Genomic DNA, 24,432 nt, shown 5'->3' with positions numbered 1-24,432 from the left:
GCACGGTGTGGGGCGGGGGAAAAAGTAGAGATAACTTCAAAGCTTTACCTATCGCGACCCGTAAGGGTTAGTAGCTACCCCAGCCCTCTCGGGCTAGGATGCTACACATTTCTTTTAGAAGGGTTATATATGATTCTGGAAGCTTTACGTTCAGTACTTCTTCTGCTTTTTTGATTAGTTCATCGTTAATGGGTGCTAGTTTTAAATAGTCATCGTCTGCCCAAATTGTACTCTTCATATTCGGTCACCTCAAATAATAGTTTTAAGAATCTTATGTCATATATTATAGTTAGTTTAGATAACACGCAATAGAGGGAGGGACGGAGTATGGATGTGTATGAATACCTCGATCACGTAAATTCTAAAGAAGATTTATTAAAATTTCTTGTATACCTCCAAAAGGATTTTAAAGTGAATAAAGATGAATGGGAGAATGTAGAGGTAGAGACTTATTTAGAGGCATTAAATAGTTGGTTAGGTTCTTGTGAATCGGTTTATATAAATCAAGGAGAGAAGTTTCCAGAAAATATTACATGGAAGTTTATTGCTCAAATGTTACTTGCGGCAGCTCATTATGAATAAAATTAGATTTTTAAAAGATAGAATGGAGAAGATATCATGATTAACCATAATAAAATTAAACAACTTTTAGCACATGTAGATCGTGCTGAGGATAATGAAATTGAGCTAGAGTATGAATTTGAACCTATGACGATAGAATTGTTTAATAGTGAAGAAATAGAAGAAGGGCAACTTGGTTATAGTTTTGATGAAGAAGGAGACTGGAAAGAAGGATGGATTGTAATCGGCATAGATTCATATCTTGGAGACCCGATTTTTGTAGATAGTAATGATGAGAACTGTCCAGTTTATACAGCTATGCACGGTGAGGGAGAATGGGAGCCGGAATGTATAGCGGAGCGTATAGAAGATATTATTGAGAAAGTGAAGGGGAATGTGGGGTAAATAAACATAGTATTCCAACGTGATTAAGAGGGAGGAAATAATGAAAAAGTTTCAAATCGAACTAAATAAACTGCCGACAGAAAATGCCGGAGAAATAGTACTTAGTATAGATGAGAGTATTGTGTTTCAAGAAAAAACAGACATAATAGACCCGATTTGTCAGTTGTTTGACGCTTGTATCGAGGTCTTTAGATATAATGACGCTACAATTTTCTTAAATGAATATGAAAAAAAGATGGAATTTAAGAAGACAGATGGGGAATTTCTCATTATTAATCAGAGAGACAAGAAGTTAGCTAGTGTTGATAGCGAGCAATTTTTACGAGTACTCTTTTCGTTTCTTAAAAAGGAGATAGGGCAGATTTACATGAGTGGAGTTGATTCTTTTCGAATCAAAGATGCTTACCATAGAATGTTAGAAATTGATCCATTTGTTCCTAAACTTGTAAATGGAAATGACGAAATTATGTATCGAACTTATCATGCTACAAGCGACAAGTATGAATTAAAATGGAAGTATTTAAAAAGGAGAGAGGTTGAACCGATATTTACTCCGGTACTATCTCATGATAAGAAGAGTATCTTTTATGTAGAGGAAAATAACCACAGAATTCGTAAACTCGATAGTGAAACGAAAGAAGAGATTTGGCAGTGCCGTATTCCAATAGTAGAAGATTGTAATTGCATTACTGTGAATGGTGTCGTAATTATTTGGCATGCAAATAGATTTGGAGAAAGTATGGCGAAATTGTACGCTATTTCATCAAGTTGTGGGGAGCTTCTATGGGATTTAGAAATAGAAGGGCATATTATACAAGATGTAAAAACTACGGGAGAAGAGTTACCACGTTTACTAGTTATTACACAAGAAGGCTACAATGTTTTATTAGAGCTTGAAAGTGGAGTAAAAGTATGGGAAAAGAATGTTCGAGTCGGAGGAGAAAAATTGCAGTGCCATCTTGGCACAGATTACTATGTATTAGCAGGGAATCCTTTTGATGAAGATGGGGAAGTTGATGCATATAGTAATGTTACAATTGCCATTCAATTATTAGATGCTTCTACACGATGGAAACAAATGATGGAAGATTGTAATCCAAATGAACCAGTTACTTTAACTAATGAACATTTTATATGTGTAGCAATGGAGGTATTACAAAAGTGGGAATATGGAAAAGAAGGCTGTAACTTAATTTTTGAAAAAGCTTTTGATGAGGTATGGTACTCTTGCATTGAATCAAAGGAAGCAAAAATACTATTAACAAGAACTGAGTATGGATATGAAGGGGTAAGTAGACAAATACAATGTTATGATCATAAGAGCGGTCAAAAGTTATATGAAGTAAATATGTCTTTTGAAATTGAATTGCCTCCATTTCTTATCGGAGAGATGATGGTATTGTCCTTAGGAGAAGGCAGAATTTGTGGTATTAATATTCAAACAGGTAAAGTGCTTTGGAACAATACTACTCTACATGATATTACAGAGGTTCTGTTATATAAAGATGGAGAAATTTACATTGCAACTTCAAATTTAGAATTGATAATACTTGATGCTGAATGTGGTGAAGTAAAAGATATAATTAAACTCCCTAAAAATGTTGTTGTAATAGATTTTATTGTATCAATTGAGGAAGGTAATAATGGACTATTCATTAGTTGTGTAAGTGGAAATATGTTTGAAATAGTAGAAGGCTAATTTGTGAGCGCTCTTAAGTCGAGATGTTTGTTTTAAAATAGTAGTATATATTCACTAAAAAGGATGTATAAAAATGATTTTGATGCATCCTTTTTAGTGAATATATAAAATAATTAACTTAGTGTATTAAAGGTATGATACACGATTATTTTAATATATTTAAAAGTAAAATGAAATAAGAAACGGATAATTGTCGGAATATATTCGATTTCCGTTCACTTTTATGAAATATGTGTACTTTTTGTTAGATTCCTTCATTTTGTCCATATACAATAAATGTATATAGAAATAAGAAAAGGATGATGTACGTGAAGGACACGGTTTTACAAGAAACGATTTCTCCACAAGAATTACATAAAGTTGTTCAAAAGAATACAGCTTATTATGACTTTAAGTGGGGTAAAGTAGAAAATCCAGCGCAAGGGAATACATGGAATTGGGTAGCCTTTTTCTTCCCAACTTTTTGGTTAGCTTATCGTAAAATGTATAAGTTATTTATTATATTTGCGTTATTGGCTATACCTAGTATAGTTATACCCCCTTTTATAGATATTCCAGATGGGATTTATGTAACATTTAGTTTAGCTCTTCAATTAGGAATGATGATATTTACTGGATGGCAAGGAAACCGTTTATATTATAAGCAGGCTGTTCGTGTTTTTCGTAAGGGAGAAGATGCGTCTGATCATGAGAAGGCGTATTTCTTACAATCAAAGGGCGGCGTGAGTATTGCTGGTATGATTGGTTTACAGATTATAGTCGGGATTGTGTATGGATTAGCTGCGTTCGGGCTGTCCTTTTTACCAACTGAGCCGAATATTAAAAACGTTGTTCGTTCAAGTGGCGAAGGGGTTACTTTAGAGATTATGACTGATAATCCAACTTGGAAGTTTGTGAAGAAAGAACAAGATTATGACGTAGTAGAGTTTACTGGTTATGATTATACAGAGAAGAAAAACGTGAAAATTAAATTTGCTGTTTATTTCGATGAAGATGATTTCGAGTGGCAAGAGGTATATGAAAATAATAAGAAGTTAAGTGAAGAAGAAGTGGAAGAATATCAAATTTACATTGAAGAAAATAATTTGGGTTTCTAGAGGGAACTCGTTCATTTTGAAAAGAAGAATCTTGTGAAGGTTCTTCTTTTGTTTATTAGGGGGAGAGAAATAATTTCAGCATTAATAGAAGCTCTAATAGGATCGATTAGTTTAAGTACGGGTTTACACACGAAAAAGATTGATGCTAACATACGTTACTTGCAGCAGTATGAATGGTTTCGAATGATATATGAAGACGAAAAGTATCGAAAGTTATTTATTACGAACTACAAAGTTCGCTCATATTTAAAAAGTAAGCTAAGAGTTCGATTGCTCGTAAAAAATAAAAATGCACAACGAAGATTTTTAAAATTAGTAGAAGAGCAAATAGAAAAACGGCATACAAATTGAAATTTTGTAAAATACAATAAAAAATGAGAATTTGAGGTAGGCTTGTCAATAACGTGAGACTATGGCACTATAAAGAAATGCTATACAAATTTTATTTATCGAGATGTAAACATCAACTTTGATTTTTACGTATAAATAATGAACGGAGGAAATGAATTTATGGCTACTTTACCAAATTGTCCAAAATGTAATTCAGAATATACGTATGAGGATGGCGTTCTTTTCGTATGTCCAGAATGTGCTCATGAGTGGGGCCAAGACGCAGAAGCTGAAAATAATGATGGTGCGAAAGTTGTAAAAGATGCGAACGGAAACGTTCTTCAAGACGGCGATGCAGTTACTGTTATTAAAGATTTAAAAGTAAAAGGAACTTCTTCAGTTGTGAAGATCGGTACGAAAGTAAAGAGTATCCGTCTAGTTGATGGCGATCACGATATCGATTGCAAAATTGACGGCTTCGGAGCTATGAAGTTAAAATCACAGTTCGTTAAGAAGGCGTAAGTAAATAGAAGAGGAGGCGAATAGCCTCCTCTTTTTATTATGTCACTTTTTGTCGGTAAATCGATATTTCGTACAAAATCGTTGATATATTCTGAGTTATGATAGATATATTTGAAAAATCGTTGATATATTGCAAGTTATGATAGATATATTGAAAAAATCGTTAATATAATTTCATTCATCGTGAACTACGCACGATTCACCGTGCACCATAGTCAATTTCTTTCAATTGACATCGCTTATTAAAGAACGTTTTATATCCAAGCTGTAAAAAGATAATGACAGCAAAGGCAGTACTTCCAGAAATACCGAGTATGATGGCGATTTGATATTGAATGGCTGTGAATGGTGATACACCGGATAATATTTGACCAGTCATCATGCCTGGTAAGCTTATAATCCCCATTCCGACCATAGAATTGATTGTCGGTAAAATAGCAGAGTCAAAAGCGTCTCGAATGAGCGGAGCAGCTGCTTCTTTCGGTGTTGCGCCGAGCATAAGTGCACCTTCAATTTGACCTCTTTGCGATTTCATATTGTTTAAGAACGTATTTGCGCCGAGAGAAACGCCAGTCATGGCATTCCCAACTAACATTCCTGTAATAGGGACGATATATTGCGGAGCATACCACGGATCATGTCCGATAATAACAAAGATAAATAGTAGAAGTGGCCCAATTGATCCGGCGACCATGGAAAGGGCGGCTACTCGTTTTAATTCTTTAGACATTGGGATGTTAACTCGTTTATAAATATTAAAAATTGCAAAGGTAGTAATAGAAGTAATGAGAGCAATTGTATAAAATGGATTACTGTTTTCAAATACGTATGTAAGGACATATGCAACAAGTACGAGCTGAATCGTCATACGGAATGTTGCGAGCGCGATTTGTTTTTCGCGAGGTATTCCTTTTAATTTTACAAGTCCAATTAAAATAAGAATGAAAATATAGGCAGCTGCAAGTTGCCAAATTTGGAGTTCAATAACGCCCTTCAACAGAGAGCACTTCCTTTCTAGTTGCACCGTTTGCTTTACTAATCTCAATAATGTCGTCTGCAATTTCTTCTGGAAGTTGTTGTGAGTGTGTGATGAAGATAATTGTTTTTTTCTTTTTTCGTGCTAGTTCAGTAAATTGTTTCATAACGCGGCGTTCTGTATCACTGTCTAATGCTGAAGTAGGTTCATCTAATAAATAGACAGGCGGATCCATAAGTACGATACGTGCAAAGGCAAGTCTTTGTTTTTCACCGCCAGATAGTGAGGAGGCGCTATTTTCTAATTGCTTGTCTAAGCTAACGGTTTGTAATGCACTCCGCAGGGCATCATCATTTGGAAATGGTTTTTCAGAAAGACGAAGTCCCATTAATAGGTTGTCTTTAACGGTTCCATCAAAAATAGGTGGAGTTTGCCCAAGCATAACTACGTCACGACGTAATTGAATAGGGTGATAATCAGAAATTAATTTTCCGTTATATTCAATTGTGCCGGATGTTGGAGATTGTAAATCGTTTAACATGCGAAGCAACGTGCTTTTTCCGCTTCCGCTTTCACCGATAATGCAAGTAATCTTTTCTTTTTGAATCTGTAAATAAGGAATGTATAGTATATCTTTATATATAACGTTTTTTAATATAAACATAAATCGCTCCTTTCTGATTCTAGTTATATCGTATCAAAAAAGAGAAGATAACGGTTATAAAGAGCAACGTTTTTTCTTCGTCTTGAGTTTTATTAATAAGTTAAGTAAACGATCTAATTCTTGGCTGAAAGAAATCACTTTATCATGAGTCAATCCGTATCGTTCAACGAGATAGATTAACTCTTTCTTTTTCGCTTCTATTCGATTGTTTAGTTTCGATAAGTTCATAAGTGGAATGTAATGCCTCCTACAAAAGTATTTATCACATAAAAAATAAGACCGAATGAATTCGGTCTTCAAGGAAATAATAAAACAACTTACAAATAGCATACAATGTTTATCAATATTTTTTAATATAAAAATGAAAAATAAATCATTATAAATATTGAGAAAGATGTGTCTGATAATTTTTAAAAACTGATGCAAAGAGGCTGCCTACATAGTAGACAGCCTGTAAAGTATTAACCTTTATGATATTTGTACATCCAAAGAAGACCAGATTTTAATAATCTCGGTACACGTCCCATTAATGGTTGGTTTGCGAGTAAACCGAATCCATGCTTCTTACCAAGAGATCCTAGAACACCTTTTAATTTAATAACAGGTAGTTCATCCGGGAGTGGTTCATTATTCCAACGTTTTAATAATATTTGGACAATTTGTTCTCCTTGACCTTCAGCAAGTTGGGCAGATGGTGCATGTGGAAGTGCTGCGCAATCTCCTACAACATACACGTGCTCGTTGTTTGGAATATTGTGATATTTCGTTAAGACAACCCGTCCGCTACCATCTTGTTCAACTGGAAGGTTTCGAACAACTTCATTTGCTTGAATACCAGCTGTCCAGACGATTGCATCACATTCAAGTGGTTCATCGTGGTTGTACACAATATTTGGTTCTACTTTTGTAATGTTAGAGTTTCGTATAATGTTAACTTTATGCTTTACAAACCATTCTTCTACATATCTACTTAATTTCTCTGGATATGGGAATAAAATTCTATCTTTTCGATCAAATAAATAGATTTTTAAATCAGAACGGCTTTCACGAAGTTCACTTGCTACTTCAACGCCACTTAAGCCAGCACCAACAACAGCTACTGTTGCATTTGGTTCTAGACTATTTAATTGTTCATATGTTTTACGTGTTTGTTCAATTGATTGTAGACTATGTGTATATTCCCTAGCCCCAGGAACGTTATGATATTTATCTTCACAGCCAAGTCCGATAATTAAGTCATCATATTGGATTGCTTCGCCGCCATCGAGATGAACAGCTTTTTCTTCGAGGTCAATATTTGTTACTGTGCCGTATTGAATATTGAGGCGTGGGTGTTCAGGAAACGGTATACGAATATGCGTTTCTGAAATAGTACCCGCAACTAATGCATAATATTCAGTTTTGAAGCAATGATATGGTACTTTGTCGATTAATGTCACTTGTACATCATCTGGAAGTTGGTTGCTTGGAAGTAGCCTTTGCAGAATTCTCATTCCACCGTAGCCGCCACCTAGTATTACGAGGTGTTTCATGATGGATTACCCCTTTTCTGTTGAAATATCCCCTAATCATAAAATTTTATATTAATAAAATATTTTGACTTTACTCAATCGAATTATATCGAATTTGTGAACAAATAACAATGCATGAATGAATACTCTGTTGTACAATAAGAAGAAAAGTAAAATAAACTGTTTTTCCTTTGTAGTTACTATTTCATTGGAAGTAGCATGTTATATAGAAGAAGTCATCTACTTTGAAGTGAAATAATGAAGTAACTAAATAGTTTAGACTGTGTAACGAAAACAACAAGAAACAGCTTAGTTTTCTTCTTATAGATAAAGTGAAAAGGTAATTTGTTTTGTAGTACAGGGGGGAGAATTTTGATTAAACCATTAATTGAATTTTGTGTAGGTAACCTTGCAAGTGGTTCACAAGCAGCTCTAGAAAAATTAGAAAAAGATCCGAATTTAGATGTAATGGAGTATGGTTGTCTAGGATATTGTGGTATTTGTTTTGAAGGACCGTTTGCACTTGTAAATGGTGAAGTTGTACAAGGTGCAACAGTAGAAGAGCTTGTTAATAATGTATATGAGTATTTGGATGAAAATCCAATGTTTTAAGGTGTTGCGAATTAGCAGCACCTTTTTTATTAGATAAAATGTGATTTCGATTGGGAAGGGCTAATACTAATTATTAGCTCTCCCCAATCGAAAATAGTGGAATAAATAAAAAAAGGCCCTTTTTAGAAGGGCTTTTTTCTTACACAAATTGTGTAAGAGTGGCTCATCGCCAAACGTTGTCAAATATGAGAAACGGGGGACATTCATATTGTGTTCTAAAAGCATGCATTTTATACTTAACATAACAAATTATTTTTGGAGTGAATATAAATGAGCCAATTTTCTTTTACAAAAATGCATGGTCTTGGCAATAGTTATATATATGTAAATATGTTTGAAGAGCAAATTCCTGAAGAAGATTTAGCCCTTGTGGCGGAAAAGGTTTCAAATATTAATACTGGTATTGGAGCAGACGGGATGATTTTAATTTGCCCTTCAGACGTAGCTCCGGTGAAAATGCGCATGTTTAATAATGATGGTTCTGAAGGAAAGAGCTGTGGTAACGGTTTACGCTGCGTAGCGAAATATGCGTATGAGCATAAACTAGTAGAAGAAACAGTTTTTACAATTGAAACGTTGGCTGGTATTGTAACGGCTGAAGTAACAGTAGAAGATGGTGTCGTGACATTAGCGAAAATCGATATGGGAGCACCGCGTCTAACACGTGCAGAAATACCGATGCTTGGTGAAGGTGAAACACCATTTATTCGTGAAAACTTCTTATACAATAATCATCGTTATGCATTTACAGCTGTTTCAATGGGAAATCCACATGCGGTTATTTTTGTTGATGATGTAGAAAAAGCACCTCTTACAACACTTGGACCAGTCCTCGAGACACATGAAATGTTTCCAGAGCGAGTAAATGTTGAGTTTATCGAAATTTTGAATGATGACGAGATGAACTTCCGCGTTTGGGAACGTGGGTCTGGTGTAACGCAAGCTTGTGGAACAGGGGCGTGCGCTGCAGTTGTAGCTGCTATTTTAAATGGAAAGATGGAACGTGGTAAGGAAATTACAGTCCATTTAGCTGGTGGCGATTTAATGATTGCGTGGACTGAAGAAGGAAACGTGTTGATGAAAGGACCTGCGGAAGTAATTTGCCGCGGAGTGTATGAGTACAAGATAGAAGCGTAAAGATGTATAATGGACTAAGAACAGAAAGGAAGGTGTATTTCATGATTGAAGTAACAGAACAAGCAGCTTTTCAAATTAAAGATATGTTAAAAGATGCTGAAGATGGAGAGAAGTATGTGCGCCTTGCTGTACACGGCGGCGGATGTAGCGGTCTTTCTTACGGCTTAGGGTTTGAAGTAGAACCAAAAGAAGACGACACAGTTCTTGAGTTTTTCGGTGTTGAATTTGTTATCGATAAAGAAAGTGCTCCAATTGTTAAAGGAGTAAAAATTGACTATAAACAATCTATGCTTGGCGGTGGATTCACAATTGACAATCCAAACGCAATCGCATCATGCGGATGTGGATCATCTTTCCGTACAGCATCGAATGCTGGTAAGCCAGAAGAGTGCTAAGTTTTTAGCAGAAATAGAGAAAGACCTTTTTAGCGATAGAATAAAATCGTTAGAAAGGTCTTTTCTTTTGCCGTAAAAGCCCGATTACCAAGGCTAATCAATATTTCACTTTATTTTTGCATAGATGCAAGTATCAGTTAGTTGTTTGCCGTCAGCTGAAAAATCTTCATTACGTAATATCCCTTCAAGTTCAAAGCCTAGTTTTTCAGGGAGTGCACGACTTTTCGTGTTATTACATTCACATCGTATTTCAATCCTTCTAAATTTGAATAACTGAAATCCAAGGTTTGTTAACGCACTTACTGTTTCTGTCATATATCCACTGCCACTAAATTGCGTGTTAATCCAGTATCCAATTTCACATTTAGAAACCTTCCAATCAATTCGATGAAGGCTAGCTGTTCCAACAAAATCATTCGTCTCTTTATGATAGATAAGATAGCGAAAGCTTTCTCTTTTCAAAAAATCTATATGTGCATTTCTCAGAAGAATTTCCGTTTCTTCAACAGTAGGAATGGACTGAAATAAAGACAACCATTGCTTTAATTCATTAATGGAATCTTTAATAGCTTGTTGTACTATATCCCCTTCACCAGCTTGAAGTGGTGCTCGAAGAATGAGTCTGTCTGTTTCTATTTGTAACGGAACATCTAATAAAATAGAGTTCATATCATTTCTCCTCTCGAAAACTTTAAATTAGGACAGAATGAAACATATGTAAAAAACTTTCGTTCAAAAGTTAGAGAACAATAAATATATATTCAATTCATCATTTAGAAATCCTTTTTCATCTATTGACTTCTAATTTCTTTATCATTTATTTGAGCTTTAAGTTCTCTTTTTCTAGTTATAATGGAAGGATAGAAAGAGGGGGATATATGCTGGAAGATGTTTTTGAAATTGTATTGAGGTATGTTATAGGTTCTATTTTTAGATGTATAAGATACCTTGTGATAAATATTATAATGGAATGCATAATAGAAGGCGTAATAAACGGTATAAGGAAATTACGTGATAAGTGGCGAAATTGGCGTGAAAGACGTTATTGGCGGTAGTGTAGCTGATGAGCGTGTGAAATAAAAACGTTATACAGAAGTTATGAAGAAGTTTAATGAAATGATAGCAAACCACTCGCATTTAGAATCTGTACTCGTTCCAATTGGTGACGGGATGACGATTTCTAAAGTGAAGAAATAATTATTATCTTACAAAAGTGTAATGTTCATGTCATGTTTTTGAATTTCTTCTTTAAGCTCTGGGCTTTAAGATAAGAATATAAGAAAAAACATATGAGGTGAAGGAAATGAAAAAATACATTGCACTATTTAGTATTTTAGTTGTATTCGCAAGCTTGTTAGTTGGTTGTGATTTAAACCGTATGGGTAAAGATGAGTATTATGTTCAAATTACAGTAGATGGAAAAGAAGTTCATAGTAAAGCTGATAATGGTCAAAAATTTAAAGATTATGAATATAAGTTGATTGGCTTTGATAAAGACGGTAAAGAGAAAGAATTAGAATTTACAGCTCAAAAAAATCTTCGTAAAGAAGCATTCCTACGCGTATACCACTCAGATAAAAAAGGTGTAACAGCTTGGGAAGAAGTGAAAAAAGACGAGCTTCCAGCGAAAGTGAAAGAAAAACTAAGTGTGAAATAAGACAGATAAAAAGGAATTGACGAACAGGGTCTTTTCTAAAGTTGTAATATCAACGATTTATAGTTAATCGGTAACGGTTTGGTAACAATTATAGCAAATCTTTTTCCATAAACGCAACTACTTCTGCTTGCTTCGAAGGATACAAATGGCTATAAGTATTTAAAGTTGTTGCTACATCAGAATGCCCTAATCGCTGGGCTACAACCAGCGGGCTAACACCTTTATTTATTAGATAAGAAGCATGAGAATGTCTAAACTCATGCATTACAATCTCTTTAACCATAGCAATCTTTAGATAGTTGTTGAATTTTTTATGTAATGAAGTTGTGGCGAGACTATCATAGAATTCACCAAAAACAACATAATCATTTTTAACTGGTGCTGTTAGTGCAGCATCTTTTTTTATACTTTTTAATAAATTCATTACAAAGTTAGGTAACATAATAATTCGATTAGAAGCTTTAGTTTTTGGTTCTGTAACTTGACGATTGTATTTAGTTTTGTGAATGTTAATGGTCTTTTCTTCGAAATTTATATCTTCCCAAGTTAAAGCTAGTAGTTCGCCTTTTCTTGCTCCACTATAATAAAGAGTTGAAAAGAATGCTTTATACATGGGCTCATCTACCACACTGATAAACTGTTTAAATTCTTCGAATTCCCAAAAGTTAATTCTTTTCTTTGATTCTTTTTGAAAATTCCCAGCAATTCTTGCTGGATTGGTTGTTAAACCATGAAATTTTATCCCAAAATTAAATATTGCTGAGAGTGTAGTGTGGAATTTTTTTAAATATTCCGCAGAGTATTCATTGATCATTTTGTTTTGATAGTCCATTACATGTCTAGGTGTGATACAGTCAATTTTCATTTTTCCAAATTCTTTCATTAAATGATTGTAGATGGCATTTTTTATGGTATTTATTGAAGATTGTTTCCTCCTCTGCGTATACCAATTAAAATAACTATCTGCAACGTGCTCAAATGTTAGATTGGAGTTTGATTCTTTTTCAACTAACATTTTAGCTTCTGCTTCACGTGCTTCTTTTTTTGTTTTAAACCCACGACGTTTTACTTGCTTGGTTGTCCCATCAAACTGACGGACTCTTACTACGAAGAAATATGTACCTCGTTTGTCATCCTTATAGATCACCATAGGGGTTCCTCCTTTATATAAAGAGTGATAATTCAATTTATTGAATAGATTATAGCTTGTTTGTTACCAAAAGAAAAGATGTCCCAATGAGAACATCTTAATAATGGATTTAAGTTTGAAGAAATAACCATTGGTAAACGGCTAATTTTATGTTATGCCATTTGTTAATAAAAGGAGTCAGTCCAATAAAAGAATCCGCTGCAATCTGCAACGGATTCTAGTCTTAGATGTTTGAAGCAACTAAGACGTTTTGTGATGGAAATTCGATTATAACATATGACGTTTAAAAACCAAATGGACCTTATAGGATTTGAACCTATGACCGGACGGTTATGAGCCGTCTGCTCTGACCAACTGAGCTAAAGGTCCTTGTATGAATAGTATATCAGCGTGTACAAAAAAAGAAAAGGCACAATCAATATGAAAGTGTCTTTTCTTTCAGCTTAATATTCCTTTAAATAAATAGAGGTGTACCCCTTTTATCAGGATGTAAACACAACCTATAAAACAGAATCATCTTTAAATCCAGATTGTTAGCACACACAATAAAAAGAAGCGAGGTAAATATTTAGATAAACGCTATGTCACTAGTGCGATTGACATATTACGCTCTTAATAATAAGAGAATCTGATTTATAGAATGTATCCACGTTTTTTATTGTACTACTTCTATTATGTACATGGTGTATTTTTTGGTGATTATGCAAAATTGCATTATTGCAGTTTCTATAAAACACAAAAAAGACATCCAAATAAGGATGTCTACGAAATTAAACCATCTTACTTTTAATAACAGAAGAGTAAGGGAACTCAATTATTATTAAACCATCATATTGATAAAAACAGAAAGGATACTTTTATATTATCATATAGTGCTATCTGTTAATATTGATAAAAAATAAAAGCTAATTTTTGGGAAAGAGATAAAATTTAATAATTGGCTGGGTGTGGATTTTTCGTAATGGCTGGTTTTGTATCACTAAAATTGAAATATACTAACAAAACAATGGAGGAATGGGAAACAATTGTCATTTTAGAGAAACAATTGTTGAAAAAATCAAAAAAGACAATTATTTTAAAGGGGATTGTGTTATATTGGGTGCGTATATCCAATTATGGAAGAGAATTTGCAGTTTCGAAAGTTTATGAAATTAACAAAATAATATTATTGAACATAAATATAGACCCATAGAAGCGTGTGTAAAAGTGTTGTGACCACAATTACACCGTTCCCTAACCGTACCTTAGGAAACACTTGCCTCGTATGAGTCCATCTTATTATATCATACATTAGCAATGTTCCTTATTGAAAAATAAGTTAGGATGGAAAGTTTATGTTCGGAGAAGGGGGAAGTGAATTTGCAACATGTAATGGATCAGTTGTTGAAAAGAATAGAATTTTGCGGATATTCAAGAAGGAATTTTGCTGAGAAAATCAAAGTAAGTCGTGAAACATTCAGGAGAGGACTTACTTGTGAATATGAAATGGATGTAGCAGTATTTTTTCAATCCATTGAGATTTTATTTGAGCATCCAACTGAAAAAAGAAAAATCATAAGAGAATTTTTCAGTATGTGTGAAAGTATCTCTAACATTGAAGTGGCTTTAATATATTGTCAGGTTCAAGGTGAATATAATCTGATGCAACATTTAATAAAAAAGCATGAAAGTAAAAAGAATTTAGGAATTTTCTTTAGCATATATAAACTTTTTAATAAGAGGAATAAAAATGAGTTAAAAGGACAGGCACTGCACGATGAATTGAACAAGCGTCGTTTTTCTTCGAATCCACATTGCCAGGTGATGGTAAATATACTGTATATGCTAGCATTAGCTGATAAGCCGAATAATAACGCCATTATTGAATATGTAGACGCTGTAGAAGCAAATTTAAAAAAAATCAAAAAAGGTCATATTAAAGATTATCTTAGTATGCTAGCAAATGAAAGAAAAGCATACATGTATCTTTGGAGAGTGCAACTTGATGAATGTAGGGAAACATGTTATAAAATAATTAACTCTTCCCTAGATATTCCAATTGTCAAAGCGACATCATTATGTTGCGTTGGTGAATCTTACCAGTTCGAGTCGCCGATTATGTCTGAAAAGTTCCTAGAACAATCTATTAAAAAATTAGAAGAAGTTAATGTCCCTGTAAAAACTCAAAAGTATATAGCTTTTCAAACTACATTGGCGCATGTAAGGATAACTAACAATTTAAACATTGATAAGATTGATGTTACGGTAATTCATGAAAATGAACAGGCTAATTATGAATATAACTATGGTGATAGAGAGTTAGGAGTTTCAATGTTTGAACAGATGAAAAGAAAAGGATTTACTCCTTTTCAACGTCTTTCTTATTCAAAATGTATTGGTGATATGGAAGGAATTAAACAAGCTCTACTCGAATTTGAATTAGCAGGGTTAAGTTTTTATGGACAGTTATGTAAGGATATTTTAATGAACAAAGGGGAAGTGCTACAATGAAAAAGAATTTAATTGCACTTTTAATGTGCGTAGGGGTATTAGGATTCGGATTATTTGGAGAAGTTAATCAGCTAGAAAAAACAAATCCAGTTCAGTATATGATGACTGATCCTGGCGGAAGTTAATATAGTTACTATAAAAAAGAAAGTCGCTACTTCGGTAGCGGCTTTCAGTGCGTTTAAGGAGTGACACAAATAAAATCACACGTCGTAAAACTGTGTCGCCTGATTTTTGATTAAAATGAATAGGAGGAATTTTAATGTTAAACACTGTAGAGGTAGATGTTAAAGAAAAAATAAGTGAGTTAGTTGAACTTGCATATAAAGGAGATCAAGAAGCAATTGAAAAAATAATCAAAATAAAAAAAGAACTTGGTGGAAGTTAATCTGCCAAGTTCTTTTTTTATAGATCATTGATCATATTTATAATTTTGCTTCGTTTATCAGCAGGAAGCTGATTAATACGTTTCATGATATCTTCAACATCATCTGTTATTTTTTTTGATGTTTCTTCATCAAAAGTTTTATGCTTTGAAAGCCCCATAATATAATCAGCGGAAACGTTTGTAACACGAGCTATATTTTCTACCGTTTCCCTACTAGGTTCACGTTTATTTGATTCATATAGCGAAATCATTGTGTAGTTTACACCGACAGCATCTGCAAGTTCATTTTGTTTCATTTTTAAAGATTTACGAACCTCTTTAATACGACTACCAATAGTTTCAGACATTATTAAACCTCCTTTTAACTTTACGTTTATTTCTCTCTTTGTTATATATAATGTACAATAAAACTTTGCTTAAAGACAAGTTTTTTTATTTTTTTAGAAAAAAATACTTTGCAACAAGCAAATTTAATTGTACAATGTGTTTAACAAAAGAAAGATAAAGAGAAAAAGACAAACAATAACTTTGCTATAAGCAAATTTATTTTCCGTCAATAACTTTGCTAGTAGCAAAGGTTAGGGAGGTATATAGTGTGGATACTGAAAAAGACTTATCTGCTCGAGAAGCAAAAAAGGCTTACATGCGAGCCTGGAGAGCAGCTAATAAAGAAAAGGTTAAAGCAACTCAGGAACGATATTGGAAAAAAGTGGCGCAGAAAATGAATATGGAAGAAAGCGAAATTAAGAATGATTACAATCGCAATTGGTATCAGAAAAATAAAGCTAAAAGAAACGATTACATGCGAGATTATTACCAAAAGAAAAAACAAAATTCTTAAGGTAACTGAAAGGAGGCGATAACAAAATGATAGAGGAAAGCACGTTTTCGTTGATGATAGTCGCACTTGTGATTTGTATAGTTCCTTTAGCAGTTTGTTTTTTGGACAAGCCAATTGAAAAGTTTATAAAGGATGATGAGCGAGATGTATAAAAACCTATTTATTCTTCGAAGAGAACATCGTATGACACAAGAGGATGCTGGGAAGTTGGTAAATATATGCCAGCAAACATATTACTTAAAAGAAAAAGGGAAACGTGATTTTACTCTTACAGAAGCAAAATTACTCGCAAAACATTTTAAAACAACAGTAGACGAACTATTTGCGAAGTGATTAGAGGGGGATTTTAATGAAAAACGGTAAAAAGTTAACCAAGCGTGAAAAGGTGCACCTTAAATCATACAAATTGAATCCTGAGAGTTGGTTAATCTTTAAAAAGGTAGATGGGGAATTACATTTAGTTCATCGTCATACGAACTCAATACGAGTCATTCCAAGTGCGTAGGATGGACAAGCATTATTAAAAATGAGGAGGATTTTATATGGACCAATTAACACCAGTAAATGAACAAGCAACATTATCAAGTTTGGAAGTAGCAAAGATGGTAGGGAAGCGGCATGATAATTTAATGGCAGATATCAAAACGCATATAGGTTATCTAAGTGAAGATGACGCCCTGAAAAGTCAGGTGGTTGAATATTTTAGGCAAAGCACGTATTTAGATAAGAAAAATGAGGCGCGCCCATGTTATAACATCACGAAAAAAGGCTGCGAATTAATTGCTCATAAAATGACAGGTAAGAAAGGGACATTGTTTTCCGCTTCTTACATAGAACGATTTCATCAAATGGAACAACATATAAAAAAGCAAAATGAAATCCCTACTGACCCATTCAAACAAATCGAACTAATTGCAGCAGGAACAACCAACTTAAACAATCGAGTTAGCAAGTTAGAACATGTTATTGAAGAACAATTAACTATTGATTTTGGACAACAACGAGTAATAGAGAAGGCAAAAGGTAGACGTATCTATTTTCTATGGGAGCACGGCCATATTGATAAAGAGGTTCATGGCACTACACGTAAGTTGTTTGGTTTGTTAGGTAAGAATTTAAAAGATGCATTTGATGTGAATAGCTATCGAGATATTTTAAAGAAAGATTTTGATGAGGCTTTAAAGTTTATTGAGGGCTGGAGACCAATGATCTAATTATCTAAAAGGAGGACCATTACGTGGAGATGATAACAAACAAAGAAGTGTTTAGAAGTATTGAAAAGAAAGCAAAACAACTTAGGTTAGTTCCTGATCAATTACAGGTGGAGCAATTAAAAAATGTTTTTCTTTTTAAAGAATATAAGGGTGAGTACATCTGCGTTTATTCGTGTGATAATCAAATGCATTTTGTTTCTGAAACATTTGGAAAAGGTAAAATGACCAATCAAGTCGGGTTTTTTAAAGTTTTTGGTGAAGAGTGGAATGAATATCCATATAAAATGATTGTTTTTAATGCAATTGCTTGGTACAAGCGATGGTTAAAATCGAATTTCAAAGATATGGACGAATTGTATGACCGAAAGAGAAGTTTACAAAAACAGCATGAATGGTTAATGGAGATTATGGAAATACAACGTGCCAGTGAAAAACTACTTTTCATTAATGAAGTTAATAATGTGTTAAACAGAGTGAAGGAGCAAATTTTAAGTATAGGCAAGCAGGTTATTGATATTATTCATGTTTGGGATTTTAGTGTCGATGAGGTGTGTGCTCTTCTTGGAGGGAATGCAATAGAAGGTCAACGGCTATATAAAGAATATCGAGAAGATAAAAAACAGCAAGAAACTTTTAAAACATTTATGGAATATGCCTTGCATAGAGGACTGGAATATAGACATCGAAAAGGGCGAATGGAAGGTATATATGATTGCCCATCTTATGAAATGCCTATCTATTGGGCGGTAAATAACGTGATTTTGGATTTTATAGACAGTTCGCCCAAAGCGAAAGAAAAGATAAGCAATTTTTTAAAAAATGATTTGGGATTAACTATGTATAGAACAGTTGAAGATTTAGAAGGCAATATTTTAGGAGTTATAGAGGATGGTGAGAGTAATTAAAAAAGTAACTTGCGCCAACAAGTTACCCTACTGAAATACCCATGAAAAAATACTTAGAAAAATTATAACATACATGTCCATTTTATGAAAAGAGGGGCATGATTATGCCCCTTAAATACAAGAGGTGTTCTATATGAGTAAGTTAATCATAAACGAAGAACCGTTACTGGTTCTCCCATCATTAGCAAAGAGTATCGGGTTAAATGAAGCAGTCTTTTTACAGCAGATACATTACTGGTTAAATCGCTCTAATCATTTTTATGATGAAAGACGTTGGATATATAACAGTGTTGTTGAATGGTCTAAACAATTTCCATTTTGGAGCGAGAAGACAATTAGACGTATTTTGAAAAATTTAGAAGAAACAAATGTTTTATTGACAGGTAATTATAACAAAATGAAATTTGATAAAACCAAATGGTACACCATTGATTATGATAAATTGCGTTCGCTCGAAACGGTAAACGATATGGACAATCTGACCAGAAGAAGTGGTAAAAGTGACCAGGTGCTATCGGACAAGTTGACCAAACCAATACCAGAGAATACACAGAGACTATCTACAGAGATTACAAAATATATAGTCGAGATAGTAAACTATCTCAACTCCACATGTGAAAAGAATTATCGTACCTCAACTAAGAAAACTCAAACATTAATAAAAGCAAGACTAGCTGAAGGCTATGTAGTTGAACAATTCAAGAAGGTTATTGATATAAAGAAATCCCATTGGTTTAAAGATCCTAACATGGATGAATATTTAAGACCAGAAACGCTATTTGGAACAAAGTTTGAAAGCTACTTAAATAGCAAACCAAAAACAAAGCAACATTCGGAAATGTCAGCTGAGGAACGGTTAAAACATTTCCAACAAGAAGCAGAAGACCAAGATGATTTGCCATTCTAGGGGTGTGCTAAATGGGGAGAGAAGAACTTTTTCAAAGAGTGTTCAGTAGCGAACGAGAAGTAAGAAACTCAGTCAGTGTAGAGGAATTAATGAAGGCTATGTCACTTGAAGAAGGTGCATGGTGTAAAACTTGTAAAATATTCGTTCCGATGATGCAGTTGCCTATCTACTTATTAAAGCATTTAAAAGGTGCAAAAGTACCGGGTGTTAATTCCACGGGGAAAGTGCAACCAGTATGCCCTAAATGCTTTAGGAAACCATCTGCGGAACAAGATGAGATTAGATATCAGGATGTTGTAGAGGCAGCACAAAAGAGAATGCAACGAGGAGAACAAAATCGATATTTAATGTCGACACCAGAAAGATATATCGATGCTACACTTGAGAACTTTGAAATGAGAGTGGGCGTTGAGAAGGCAGTTAAAGGTGCAAGATATTTCATTGAAAATATCTCAAAAAAGAAAGAAAAAGGGTTGTTTTTACAAGGTGGATTCGGATCTGGAAAAACAAGACTTTGTTATTCAATTAAACACACTTTAGAGAGTATGGGTCCTAAAGTAATTGTATATAACGTGACACAACTGTTAGATAGAATACGCTCTACATTTAGCAGTGATAAGGAAAGCAAAGCAGAAATTATGGCGTTACTCATGAAGTGCGATGTATTAGTACTAGATGATTTAGGAGCAGAAAAGCCTTCAGAGTTTGCAGCAGAGTTTTTATATACAATTGTTGATTATCGATACAGTACTTGGAGACGGATGATTATTACAAGTAACTGTAGTGATGAGGAACTACAGGAACGTTTGGGCCATTTGCAAGGTGGACGTATTTTAGACCGGTTAAGAGAAGGGTGTTATAAGATTCCAATTACGGCAGGGAGTGCGAGGTAATGGCAAATAATAAGAGTGGAGAAATACTTGATGGCATTAAAGAATTGCTGTGGAAATTAATAGTTAAAGCGAAAACTGATGAAAGAGTACGTGATTTTTTGGATGATTTTAAAAAAGTGTTAGAAGAGAATAAACATTCAGCTAAAGAGGAACTTTCGGTAGCCTTTGCAAGGTTACAAGAAAAACACTTTCCTAACTTTGAAGAAGGAGAATCCAAAAAATGACTAAAGAAAGAGACCAAGTAAAAGTTGGAGCTAACGTTCGAGAAATGTCAGATACTGAATTTATGAAGAAGTATGAAAGGCTTGTGCATCATTGCGTTTGGAAACGGTATGCGAAAAAAATGAAGAGTATAGAACATGATACGGGTTTAGATATAGAGGACTTAACTCAATTTGGGATGATAGGTCTTATTAAAGCAAGGGATAATTTTAATCTTGAGTATGGTTGTAAATTTTCAACGTATGCTGTTCCGAAAATTCTAGGTGAGATTGGACGAGCAATTCGAGATCATCAAAAGGTGAAAGTGCAACGAAATGTATACAGCATAAAAGGAAAAATTTTAAGACAAAACCTAGAAGATGAAACTCCAGAAGAAATAGCAAGTATCTTACAAGAAGATGTATCTGTAGTAAGCAACGCATTACATTATCAACCAGGTGCACAGTCCTTGAATAAAGTTGTACACCAGTCTAATGGGAATGAAGAATTAACCTTGGAAAGCATGCTAGAGGATAAAAAAGCAGAAAATGTTGAGGATGTATCGATTAATAGAATGGTGATACAGGCATTTAAATCTCAATTATCACATAAGGAACACATCGTATTAGATATGAGTCTACAGAACAGGACACAACAAAACATCGCAAATGAAATAGGGTGTAGTCAAGTTCAAGTTAGTCGTATTCTGACAAAAATAAATAAAAGTGCTGTTCAGTTCGGTAAAGAGGGTGAGCTTCATGATTGAATCATAAAAAATGGAATATTCATTTACGTAAAGGTGAGAGTGGGAAAGAAAACTAAACCAAAGTGTTATTTTAATCGGAATGGCAGGTAATTGACCAAATCACCTGCCAAGTGCCTAAACAGTCCGGAGGGGTAAAGCTCCGTTATGAAAGAGTATAGCTGACTCGAGGGTAGTATGTGTAATGTAAAAAAGATTATTCGCAAGGGGGAATGTGAAATGAAAAGGCTGAATGACTTGGAATTTATACAAAACGGAATGGTGTTAGTGGATGTCGAGGGGCGAGAAGGTACGATTACAGGCATCAGGGAAGTAGAAGGATTCGGAACTTGGGTGCAATTCAACGGAAATCAAAAACAGGAAGTTATGTGGGATTGGAATCGTGTGCGTGATGATGTATTGGTGAAGGATGGAACTTATACCAACTAAACAAAATAGTTATTTGAATAGAAAGGGAGAACGAAATGAAAACATTCAATGTTACCTTTACTCAAATGAAAATGTATGAAGCAGTTGTTGAAGCGGAAACAATGGAAAAAGCAGTTGAAAAAGTTCGTAATTGCCATGTACAAGAGGAAGATTTAATTGAGAAGGATATAACGATTAATGACTTGCGTGAGGTGCTAGTCAAAGAACAACAGTTCGAATGAATGATAAGCTGAAATCACGCAAGAAAGGGCTTGTTTTCAATTGAGAATACAATAAGTCTAGGGAGTGCTAAAACCGCTCGTTCAGGCTATAAATAGCGTTTAATAAGATTCGATTAAAATAATAGAGAGAAGGAAGTGTTGATGTGGCTAACTTAAAGAAAAAGAAGATAAAAAAAGCCATTGACCGACGTGCAAGAGCAATGGATAAGGAGAGAGTTACAAATGCATGGAGAAATATTTTTGTGCAAGCTGGCATCTTAAAATAAGTGAGGTGGCACACATAATGTTAGAGTGGCTAAAGGATTATCAAAAATTAGAAGATGAAATCATTTATTTGGAAAATGATTTATATAGAAGTAAACGAGAATTAAAACGCTGGGCTGGTGGTGATTTGTGGGAAGTACGTTTAACAGCTGAATCAGAAGGAGCGAAACTAGAAGATCGTATTGCTACTCGTGAACATGAATTAGCTTTAAAAATCAATGACATGTTTGATTTCAAAAAGGTAATTAGTACATTCCATGGTTTGGAACACAAGATCATGTATGGTAAGTATGTGGAGGGCAAAACATTGGAAAAGCTTGCTGAAGAGTTACATTATAGTCCGCGCTATATCTATAATAAACACGCGCAAATAAAGCGTATGATTGAATATGCTCAGAAGTTAAGTTAACAAAATGTTAAGTTCACTTCAGTTCATGTTAACTATTGCAAAAAGAGTTTATAGTAATAACATAAAGAATTGATGAAAGGGCAACTGGTGCACGGTTGCTCTTTTTTATTTAGGAAACCAAAACCATGTAAGAATGATAAAAACAAAGAGAATAAGTAGTATTTTTAAGAATTTCATAACGGCCTCCTTTTAAACTATATAAGAAATGGAATCATTTACAGGAATCATTGTAGACAGTAATGAATAGTTATAAACGTAGAATATAAGGGGAGGAACTATAATTCATGTTAAATGAAGAATTATTAGAAGCACTAATGAAATATCGAAGGTTTAACGGGAAAAATCCTGATATCCTACAAGTAAATCCAAAATATTTCAGAAATCTACTGGAAGAATTAAATTATCCAGAGTGGCTTATTAAAAAGAAAGAAGCAGAAACAGGAACGAAAAAAAGCTTATTAGGAATAGCAGTTGAGCTAACAGATACAGTAGAAAAATTCAAACTATAAAAAGCATCCAAAACGGGTGCTTTTTATTATGCAAAAAATTACATAGGTGGTGTAGAGATGAGTCTTATATTTCATAATGGAGATTTAAATAAGTTGGCAAGAGATACTTCACATGACAGTATCATTTTAAAAGTTGGTGAACAAGAGATTGTATCTTTGAAAAGTAATGGAGATATCTATGTCAAAGGTAGGCTTATTGAAAACGATAAAGAGGTTGTAGTTGGCATGAGAGAGTTCTTGAGGTTATCTAGGTAAAGATAAGCGCAAACGTGTTGCATTTAAAAAGGATGGTGTTAAGTAAATGAGTCCAGATGAGATATATGTAAAGCAAATGGATGCGTGGATTAAAGAACAAGAGGCTAGAAGAGAACAGATTGTAGTAACAATTAAAACTAGCTCTGAGATTGTGGAACAAAACAAGATACAGTTGCAATGGTTAGATAAAGGTTTGGGTCTTGCTAAAGAAGAGTTCGAGACTTGGAAGAAAGAAAATAATTATAAGGAGTGTGAATCTAATTGATTACTGAAACAAGAAAAACAATATCAGGTACAGAGTATTGGGATAATGAAAAGAAGAAGAGTCTATTTGTTCCTACAGGTGAAGAACCAGAATTTGAAGTAACTGTTAATCCTGAGAGTATGATTGCTGATAAAGGATTTGCAACAGGAGGGTATTTGACTAAAGATACGTTGGCAATTGGTGAAGCAGGTACAGACCTTATCTTGAGTAATAAGACAATAAAAGAGTTACGTGAGTATGCTGATGAGCTAGGCATTGAGATTCCAGCTGATGTTAAAAAGAAAGAAGATATCATTGACTTACTATCATGAAATACTGTGACTTCAATGGCTGCCATAACAAGATAAGCAAAGGACGTTACTGTGAAGAGCATAAGCGTAACAAGCCAAGGAAGAAGAAAGATAAGAAGATCTACCATCATGATAACAAATCATTCTATCGAACTGATGCATGGAAGTTTGTCAGGTCAAAGGTATATGAAAGAGAGAAGGGATGTTGTCAACGATGTGGACAGTTTGTCTTTGGTAGGCGTGCTCATGTTCATCACGTAATCCCAATCAAAGAAGACCAAACTCTTAAATTAGAAGAAAATAACTTAAGGTTACTTTGTCCAGTTTGTCATACAATCGAAGAAAATGAAGATAAACCGAAAAAAGTTTTTCCGAGTTATTTTGGAAGCCCCCCTATCAAAAGTTAAAAATTCCTCTCTGGGGAGGATAGGTAGCGTAGGTGGCACACAAATAGTTGCACCATTTTTAAAAATAA

General features: G+C 34.1%; 41 protein-coding genes, 1 tRNA gene and 1 pseudogene. 34 read left to right on the top strand and 9 right to left on the bottom strand.

From position 1 onward, the window contains the following. Window positions 1-67 precede the first annotated feature (67 nt). Window positions 68-238: an SMI1/KNR4 family protein gene (locus MR168_RS16615; protein ID WP_254909186.1), complete on the bottom strand. Its 171-nt coding sequence runs from the start codon at window positions 236-238 to the stop codon at window positions 68-70. Window positions 239-327: 89 nt separating this feature from the next. Here MR168_RS16615 and MR168_RS16610 point away from each other — a divergent pair, with 89 nt between their 5' ends. From MR168_RS16610 to phnA, 6 genes are all read left to right on the top strand, one after another. Then, window positions 328-582, top strand: coding sequence for a DUF7660 family protein (locus tag MR168_RS16610; protein WP_006918885.1), 255 nt, complete (start codon window positions 328-330; stop codon window positions 580-582). 36 nt (window positions 583-618) lie between these two features. Beyond that, window positions 619-966, top strand: a complete 348-nt coding sequence (locus MR168_RS16605; RefSeq protein ID WP_086411701.1) for a hypothetical protein — start codon at window positions 619-621, stop codon at window positions 964-966. A gap of 40 nt (window positions 967-1,006) precedes the next feature. Further along, a complete protein-coding gene (locus tag MR168_RS16600) occupies window positions 1,007-2,665 on the top strand; it encodes an outer membrane protein assembly factor BamB family protein (protein WP_086411700.1) in 1,659 nt (552 codons plus the stop codon). Window positions 2,666-2,964: 299 nt separating this feature from the next. After that, window positions 2,965-3,762 carry a DUF2628 domain-containing protein gene (locus tag MR168_RS16595; protein WP_242291426.1) on the top strand — a complete coding sequence of 266 codons (798 nt, stop codon included), beginning with the start codon at window positions 2,965-2,967 and terminating at the stop codon, window positions 3,760-3,762. Between the two features lie 69 nt (window positions 3,763-3,831). Then, window positions 3,832-4,113 carry a hypothetical protein gene (locus tag MR168_RS16590; protein WP_140159335.1) on the top strand — a complete coding sequence of 94 codons (282 nt, stop codon included), beginning with the start codon at window positions 3,832-3,834 and terminating at the stop codon, window positions 4,111-4,113. Between the two features lie 159 nt (window positions 4,114-4,272). Then, the gene (gene phnA / locus MR168_RS16585) at window positions 4,273-4,614 is read left to right on the top strand and encodes an alkylphosphonate utilization operon protein PhnA (protein ID WP_000212735.1); all 342 of its coding nucleotides are present in this window, start codon (window positions 4,273-4,275) and stop codon (window positions 4,612-4,614) included. Window positions 4,615-4,813: 199 nt separating this feature from the next. On the opposite strand, the gene MR168_RS16580 is transcribed toward phnA, so the two are convergent. From MR168_RS16580 to MR168_RS16565, 4 genes are all read right to left on the bottom strand, one after another. Then, window positions 4,814-5,611, bottom strand: coding sequence for an ABC transporter permease (locus tag MR168_RS16580; protein ID WP_000679254.1), 798 nt, complete (start codon window positions 5,609-5,611; stop codon window positions 4,814-4,816). Beyond that, window positions 5,595-6,254: an ABC transporter ATP-binding protein gene (locus MR168_RS16575; RefSeq protein ID WP_000470316.1), complete on the bottom strand. Its 660-nt coding sequence runs from the start codon at window positions 6,252-6,254 to the stop codon at window positions 5,595-5,597. Before MR168_RS16575 ends, MR168_RS16580 begins: the two co-directional genes overlap by 17 nt. Window positions 6,255-6,308: 54 nt before the next feature. Next, window positions 6,309-6,482: an aspartyl-phosphate phosphatase Spo0E family protein gene (locus MR168_RS16570; protein WP_001054091.1), complete on the bottom strand. Its 174-nt coding sequence runs from the start codon at window positions 6,480-6,482 to the stop codon at window positions 6,309-6,311. Between the two features lie 233 nt (window positions 6,483-6,715). Continuing rightward, entirely contained in the window at window positions 6,716-7,786 is a 1,071-nt protein-coding gene (locus MR168_RS16565) for an NAD(P)/FAD-dependent oxidoreductase (protein WP_000682079.1), read from the bottom strand. A 351-nt stretch (window positions 7,787-8,137) separates the two neighbouring features. Here MR168_RS16565 and MR168_RS16560 point away from each other — a divergent pair, with 351 nt between their 5' ends. The 3 genes from MR168_RS16560 to MR168_RS16550 all read left to right on the top strand — a co-directional run bounded on the left by MR168_RS16560 (window position 8,138) and on the right by MR168_RS16550 (window position 9,909). Beyond that, the gene (locus MR168_RS16560; RefSeq protein WP_000595026.1) at window positions 8,138-8,377 is read left to right on the top strand and encodes a YuzB family protein; all 240 of its coding nucleotides are present in this window, start codon (window positions 8,138-8,140) and stop codon (window positions 8,375-8,377) included. A 270-nt stretch (window positions 8,378-8,647) separates the two neighbouring features. After that, the gene (gene dapF / locus MR168_RS16555; RefSeq protein ID WP_000077396.1) at window positions 8,648-9,514 is read left to right on the top strand and encodes a diaminopimelate epimerase; all 867 of its coding nucleotides are present in this window, start codon (window positions 8,648-8,650) and stop codon (window positions 9,512-9,514) included. A 41-nt stretch (window positions 9,515-9,555) separates the two neighbouring features. Beyond that, window positions 9,556-9,909, top strand: a complete 354-nt coding sequence (locus MR168_RS16550; protein WP_000573821.1) for a HesB/IscA family protein — start codon at window positions 9,556-9,558, stop codon at window positions 9,907-9,909. Window positions 9,910-10,014: 105 nt separating this feature from the next. On the opposite strand, the gene MR168_RS16545 is transcribed toward MR168_RS16550, so the two are convergent. After that, window positions 10,015-10,578: a GNAT family N-acetyltransferase gene (locus MR168_RS16545; RefSeq protein ID WP_001084691.1), complete on the bottom strand. Its 564-nt coding sequence runs from the start codon at window positions 10,576-10,578 to the stop codon at window positions 10,015-10,017. A gap of 378 nt (window positions 10,579-10,956) precedes the next feature. Here MR168_RS16545 and MR168_RS16540 point away from each other — a divergent pair. Then, window positions 10,957-11,106 (top strand): annotated as a pseudogene (locus MR168_RS16540) (methyltransferase); the annotation flags it as partial. Window positions 11,107-11,212: 106 nt separating this feature from the next. Then, complete coding sequence (locus MR168_RS16535; RefSeq protein WP_086411461.1) at window positions 11,213-11,566, top strand: YxeA family protein; 354 nt, start codon at window positions 11,213-11,215, stop codon at window positions 11,564-11,566. An 88-nt stretch (window positions 11,567-11,654) separates the two neighbouring features. Here MR168_RS16535 and MR168_RS16530 read toward each other — a convergent pair whose 3' ends face one another. Both MR168_RS16530 and MR168_RS16525 read right to left on the bottom strand, forming a co-directional pair. Continuing rightward, entirely contained in the window at window positions 11,655-12,716 is a 1,062-nt protein-coding gene (locus tag MR168_RS16530; protein WP_000237487.1) for a tyrosine-type recombinase/integrase, read from the bottom strand. 295 nt (window positions 12,717-13,011) lie between these two features. Then, a tRNA-Ile gene (locus MR168_RS16525) sits at window positions 13,012-13,085 on the bottom strand. A 592-nt stretch (window positions 13,086-13,677) separates the two neighbouring features. Between MR168_RS16525 and MR168_RS16520 the strand changes: the two genes are divergently transcribed. The 4 genes from MR168_RS16520 to MR168_RS33365 all read left to right on the top strand — a co-directional run bounded on the left by MR168_RS16520 (window position 13,678) and on the right by MR168_RS33365 (window position 15,591). Beyond that, window positions 13,678-13,908 (top strand): hypothetical protein, encoded by a 231-nt coding sequence (locus MR168_RS16520; RefSeq protein WP_000896931.1) that lies wholly within the window; start codon window positions 13,678-13,680, stop codon window positions 13,906-13,908. Window positions 13,909-14,075: 167 nt separating this feature from the next. After that, a complete protein-coding gene (locus MR168_RS16515) occupies window positions 14,076-15,206 on the top strand; it encodes an AimR family lysis-lysogeny pheromone receptor (RefSeq protein WP_001164934.1) in 1,131 nt (376 codons plus the stop codon). Then, window positions 15,203-15,331: a hypothetical protein gene (locus MR168_RS33370; RefSeq protein ID WP_000739860.1), complete on the top strand. Its 129-nt coding sequence runs from the start codon at window positions 15,203-15,205 to the stop codon at window positions 15,329-15,331. The genes MR168_RS16515 and MR168_RS33370 overlap by 4 nt, the downstream gene beginning before the upstream one ends. A 134-nt stretch (window positions 15,332-15,465) precedes the next feature. After that, on the top strand, window positions 15,466-15,591 hold the full coding sequence (locus MR168_RS33365) for a hypothetical protein (protein ID WP_000935496.1): 126 nt from the start codon (window positions 15,466-15,468) through the stop codon (window positions 15,589-15,591). 17 nt (window positions 15,592-15,608) lie between these two features. On the opposite strand, the gene MR168_RS16510 is transcribed toward MR168_RS33365, so the two are convergent. Continuing rightward, window positions 15,609-15,938 (bottom strand): helix-turn-helix domain-containing protein, encoded by a 330-nt coding sequence (locus MR168_RS16510; protein ID WP_000004989.1) that lies wholly within the window; start codon window positions 15,936-15,938, stop codon window positions 15,609-15,611. A gap of 248 nt (window positions 15,939-16,186) precedes the next feature. On the opposite strand from MR168_RS16510, the gene MR168_RS16505 reads away from it, so the two are divergent. The 19 genes from MR168_RS16505 to MR168_RS16420 all read left to right on the top strand — a co-directional run bounded on the left by MR168_RS16505 (window position 16,187) and on the right by MR168_RS16420 (window position 24,364). Next, window positions 16,187-16,432 carry a hypothetical protein gene (locus MR168_RS16505; protein ID WP_000379206.1) on the top strand — a complete coding sequence of 82 codons (246 nt, stop codon included), beginning with the start codon at window positions 16,187-16,189 and terminating at the stop codon, window positions 16,430-16,432. Window positions 16,433-16,458: 26 nt separating this feature from the next. After that, a complete protein-coding gene (locus MR168_RS33360) occupies window positions 16,459-16,584 on the top strand; it encodes a hypothetical protein (RefSeq protein WP_000568869.1) in 126 nt (41 codons plus the stop codon). After that, the gene (locus tag MR168_RS16500) at window positions 16,577-16,765 is read left to right on the top strand and encodes a helix-turn-helix transcriptional regulator (RefSeq protein ID WP_000277641.1); all 189 of its coding nucleotides are present in this window, start codon (window positions 16,577-16,579) and stop codon (window positions 16,763-16,765) included. Before MR168_RS33360 ends, MR168_RS16500 begins: the two co-directional genes overlap by 8 nt. A gap of 16 nt (window positions 16,766-16,781) precedes the next feature. Continuing rightward, window positions 16,782-16,937, top strand: a complete 156-nt coding sequence (locus tag MR168_RS16495; RefSeq protein WP_000788372.1) for a DUF6906 family protein — start codon at window positions 16,782-16,784, stop codon at window positions 16,935-16,937. 37 nt (window positions 16,938-16,974) lie between these two features. Further along, window positions 16,975-17,646, top strand: a complete 672-nt coding sequence (locus MR168_RS16490) for a Rha family transcriptional regulator (protein WP_000372559.1) — start codon at window positions 16,975-16,977, stop codon at window positions 17,644-17,646. 29 nt (window positions 17,647-17,675) lie between these two features. After that, window positions 17,676-18,551, top strand: a complete 876-nt coding sequence (locus MR168_RS16485) for a hypothetical protein (protein ID WP_153579127.1) — start codon at window positions 17,676-17,678, stop codon at window positions 18,549-18,551. Window positions 18,552-18,684: 133 nt separating this feature from the next. Further along, window positions 18,685-19,458, top strand: coding sequence for a conserved phage C-terminal domain-containing protein (locus MR168_RS16480; RefSeq protein WP_086411462.1), 774 nt, complete (start codon window positions 18,685-18,687; stop codon window positions 19,456-19,458). A gap of 11 nt (window positions 19,459-19,469) precedes the next feature. Further along, entirely contained in the window at window positions 19,470-20,351 is an 882-nt protein-coding gene (locus MR168_RS16475) for an ATP-binding protein (RefSeq protein ID WP_086411463.1), read from the top strand. Further along, on the top strand, window positions 20,351-20,575 hold the full coding sequence (locus MR168_RS16470) for a hypothetical protein (protein WP_000002744.1): 225 nt from the start codon (window positions 20,351-20,353) through the stop codon (window positions 20,573-20,575). The genes MR168_RS16475 and MR168_RS16470 overlap by 1 nt, the downstream gene beginning before the upstream one ends. Further along, window positions 20,572-21,318, top strand: coding sequence for a sigma-70 family RNA polymerase sigma factor (locus MR168_RS16465; protein ID WP_000159774.1), 747 nt, complete (start codon window positions 20,572-20,574; stop codon window positions 21,316-21,318). The genes MR168_RS16470 and MR168_RS16465 overlap by 4 nt, the downstream gene beginning before the upstream one ends. Before the next feature lie 216 nt (window positions 21,319-21,534). Continuing rightward, window positions 21,535-21,744 (top strand): hypothetical protein, encoded by a 210-nt coding sequence (locus MR168_RS16460; protein ID WP_000826294.1) that lies wholly within the window; start codon window positions 21,535-21,537, stop codon window positions 21,742-21,744. Window positions 21,745-21,779: 35 nt separating this feature from the next. Continuing rightward, complete coding sequence (locus tag MR168_RS16455; protein WP_000847112.1) at window positions 21,780-21,965, top strand: hypothetical protein; 186 nt, start codon at window positions 21,780-21,782, stop codon at window positions 21,963-21,965. Window positions 21,966-22,108: 143 nt separating this feature from the next. Continuing rightward, the gene (locus tag MR168_RS16450; protein WP_001284975.1) at window positions 22,109-22,231 is read left to right on the top strand and encodes a DUF3983 domain-containing protein; all 123 of its coding nucleotides are present in this window, start codon (window positions 22,109-22,111) and stop codon (window positions 22,229-22,231) included. 17 nt (window positions 22,232-22,248) lie between these two features. After that, window positions 22,249-22,638 (top strand): hypothetical protein, encoded by a 390-nt coding sequence (locus MR168_RS16445; RefSeq protein WP_000895342.1) that lies wholly within the window; start codon window positions 22,249-22,251, stop codon window positions 22,636-22,638. 284 nt (window positions 22,639-22,922) lie between these two features. Then, complete coding sequence (locus tag MR168_RS16440) at window positions 22,923-23,147, top strand: hypothetical protein (RefSeq protein ID WP_000930966.1); 225 nt, start codon at window positions 22,923-22,925, stop codon at window positions 23,145-23,147. Between the two features lie 57 nt (window positions 23,148-23,204). After that, window positions 23,205-23,402 carry a hypothetical protein gene (locus tag MR168_RS16435; RefSeq protein WP_086411464.1) on the top strand — a complete coding sequence of 66 codons (198 nt, stop codon included), beginning with the start codon at window positions 23,205-23,207 and terminating at the stop codon, window positions 23,400-23,402. Window positions 23,403-23,448: 46 nt separating this feature from the next. Further along, window positions 23,449-23,667, top strand: a complete 219-nt coding sequence (locus tag MR168_RS16430) for a hypothetical protein (protein ID WP_000074276.1) — start codon at window positions 23,449-23,451, stop codon at window positions 23,665-23,667. Continuing rightward, on the top strand, window positions 23,664-23,978 hold the full coding sequence (locus MR168_RS16425) for a Rho termination factor N-terminal domain-containing protein (RefSeq protein ID WP_000627439.1): 315 nt from the start codon (window positions 23,664-23,666) through the stop codon (window positions 23,976-23,978). Before MR168_RS16430 ends, MR168_RS16425 begins: the two co-directional genes overlap by 4 nt. Further along, entirely contained in the window at window positions 23,975-24,364 is a 390-nt protein-coding gene (locus MR168_RS16420) for an HNH endonuclease (protein WP_086411465.1), read from the top strand. Before MR168_RS16425 ends, MR168_RS16420 begins: the two co-directional genes overlap by 4 nt. Window positions 24,365-24,432: the final 68 nt, after the last annotated feature.

This window comes from Bacillus cereus group sp. BfR-BA-01356, from assembly GCF_022663635.1.
Taxonomy (GTDB): Bacteria; Bacillota; Bacilli; order Bacillales; family Bacillaceae_G; genus Bacillus_A; species Bacillus_A cereus.
This window is presented reverse-complemented; position numbering and strand designations above follow the sequence as displayed.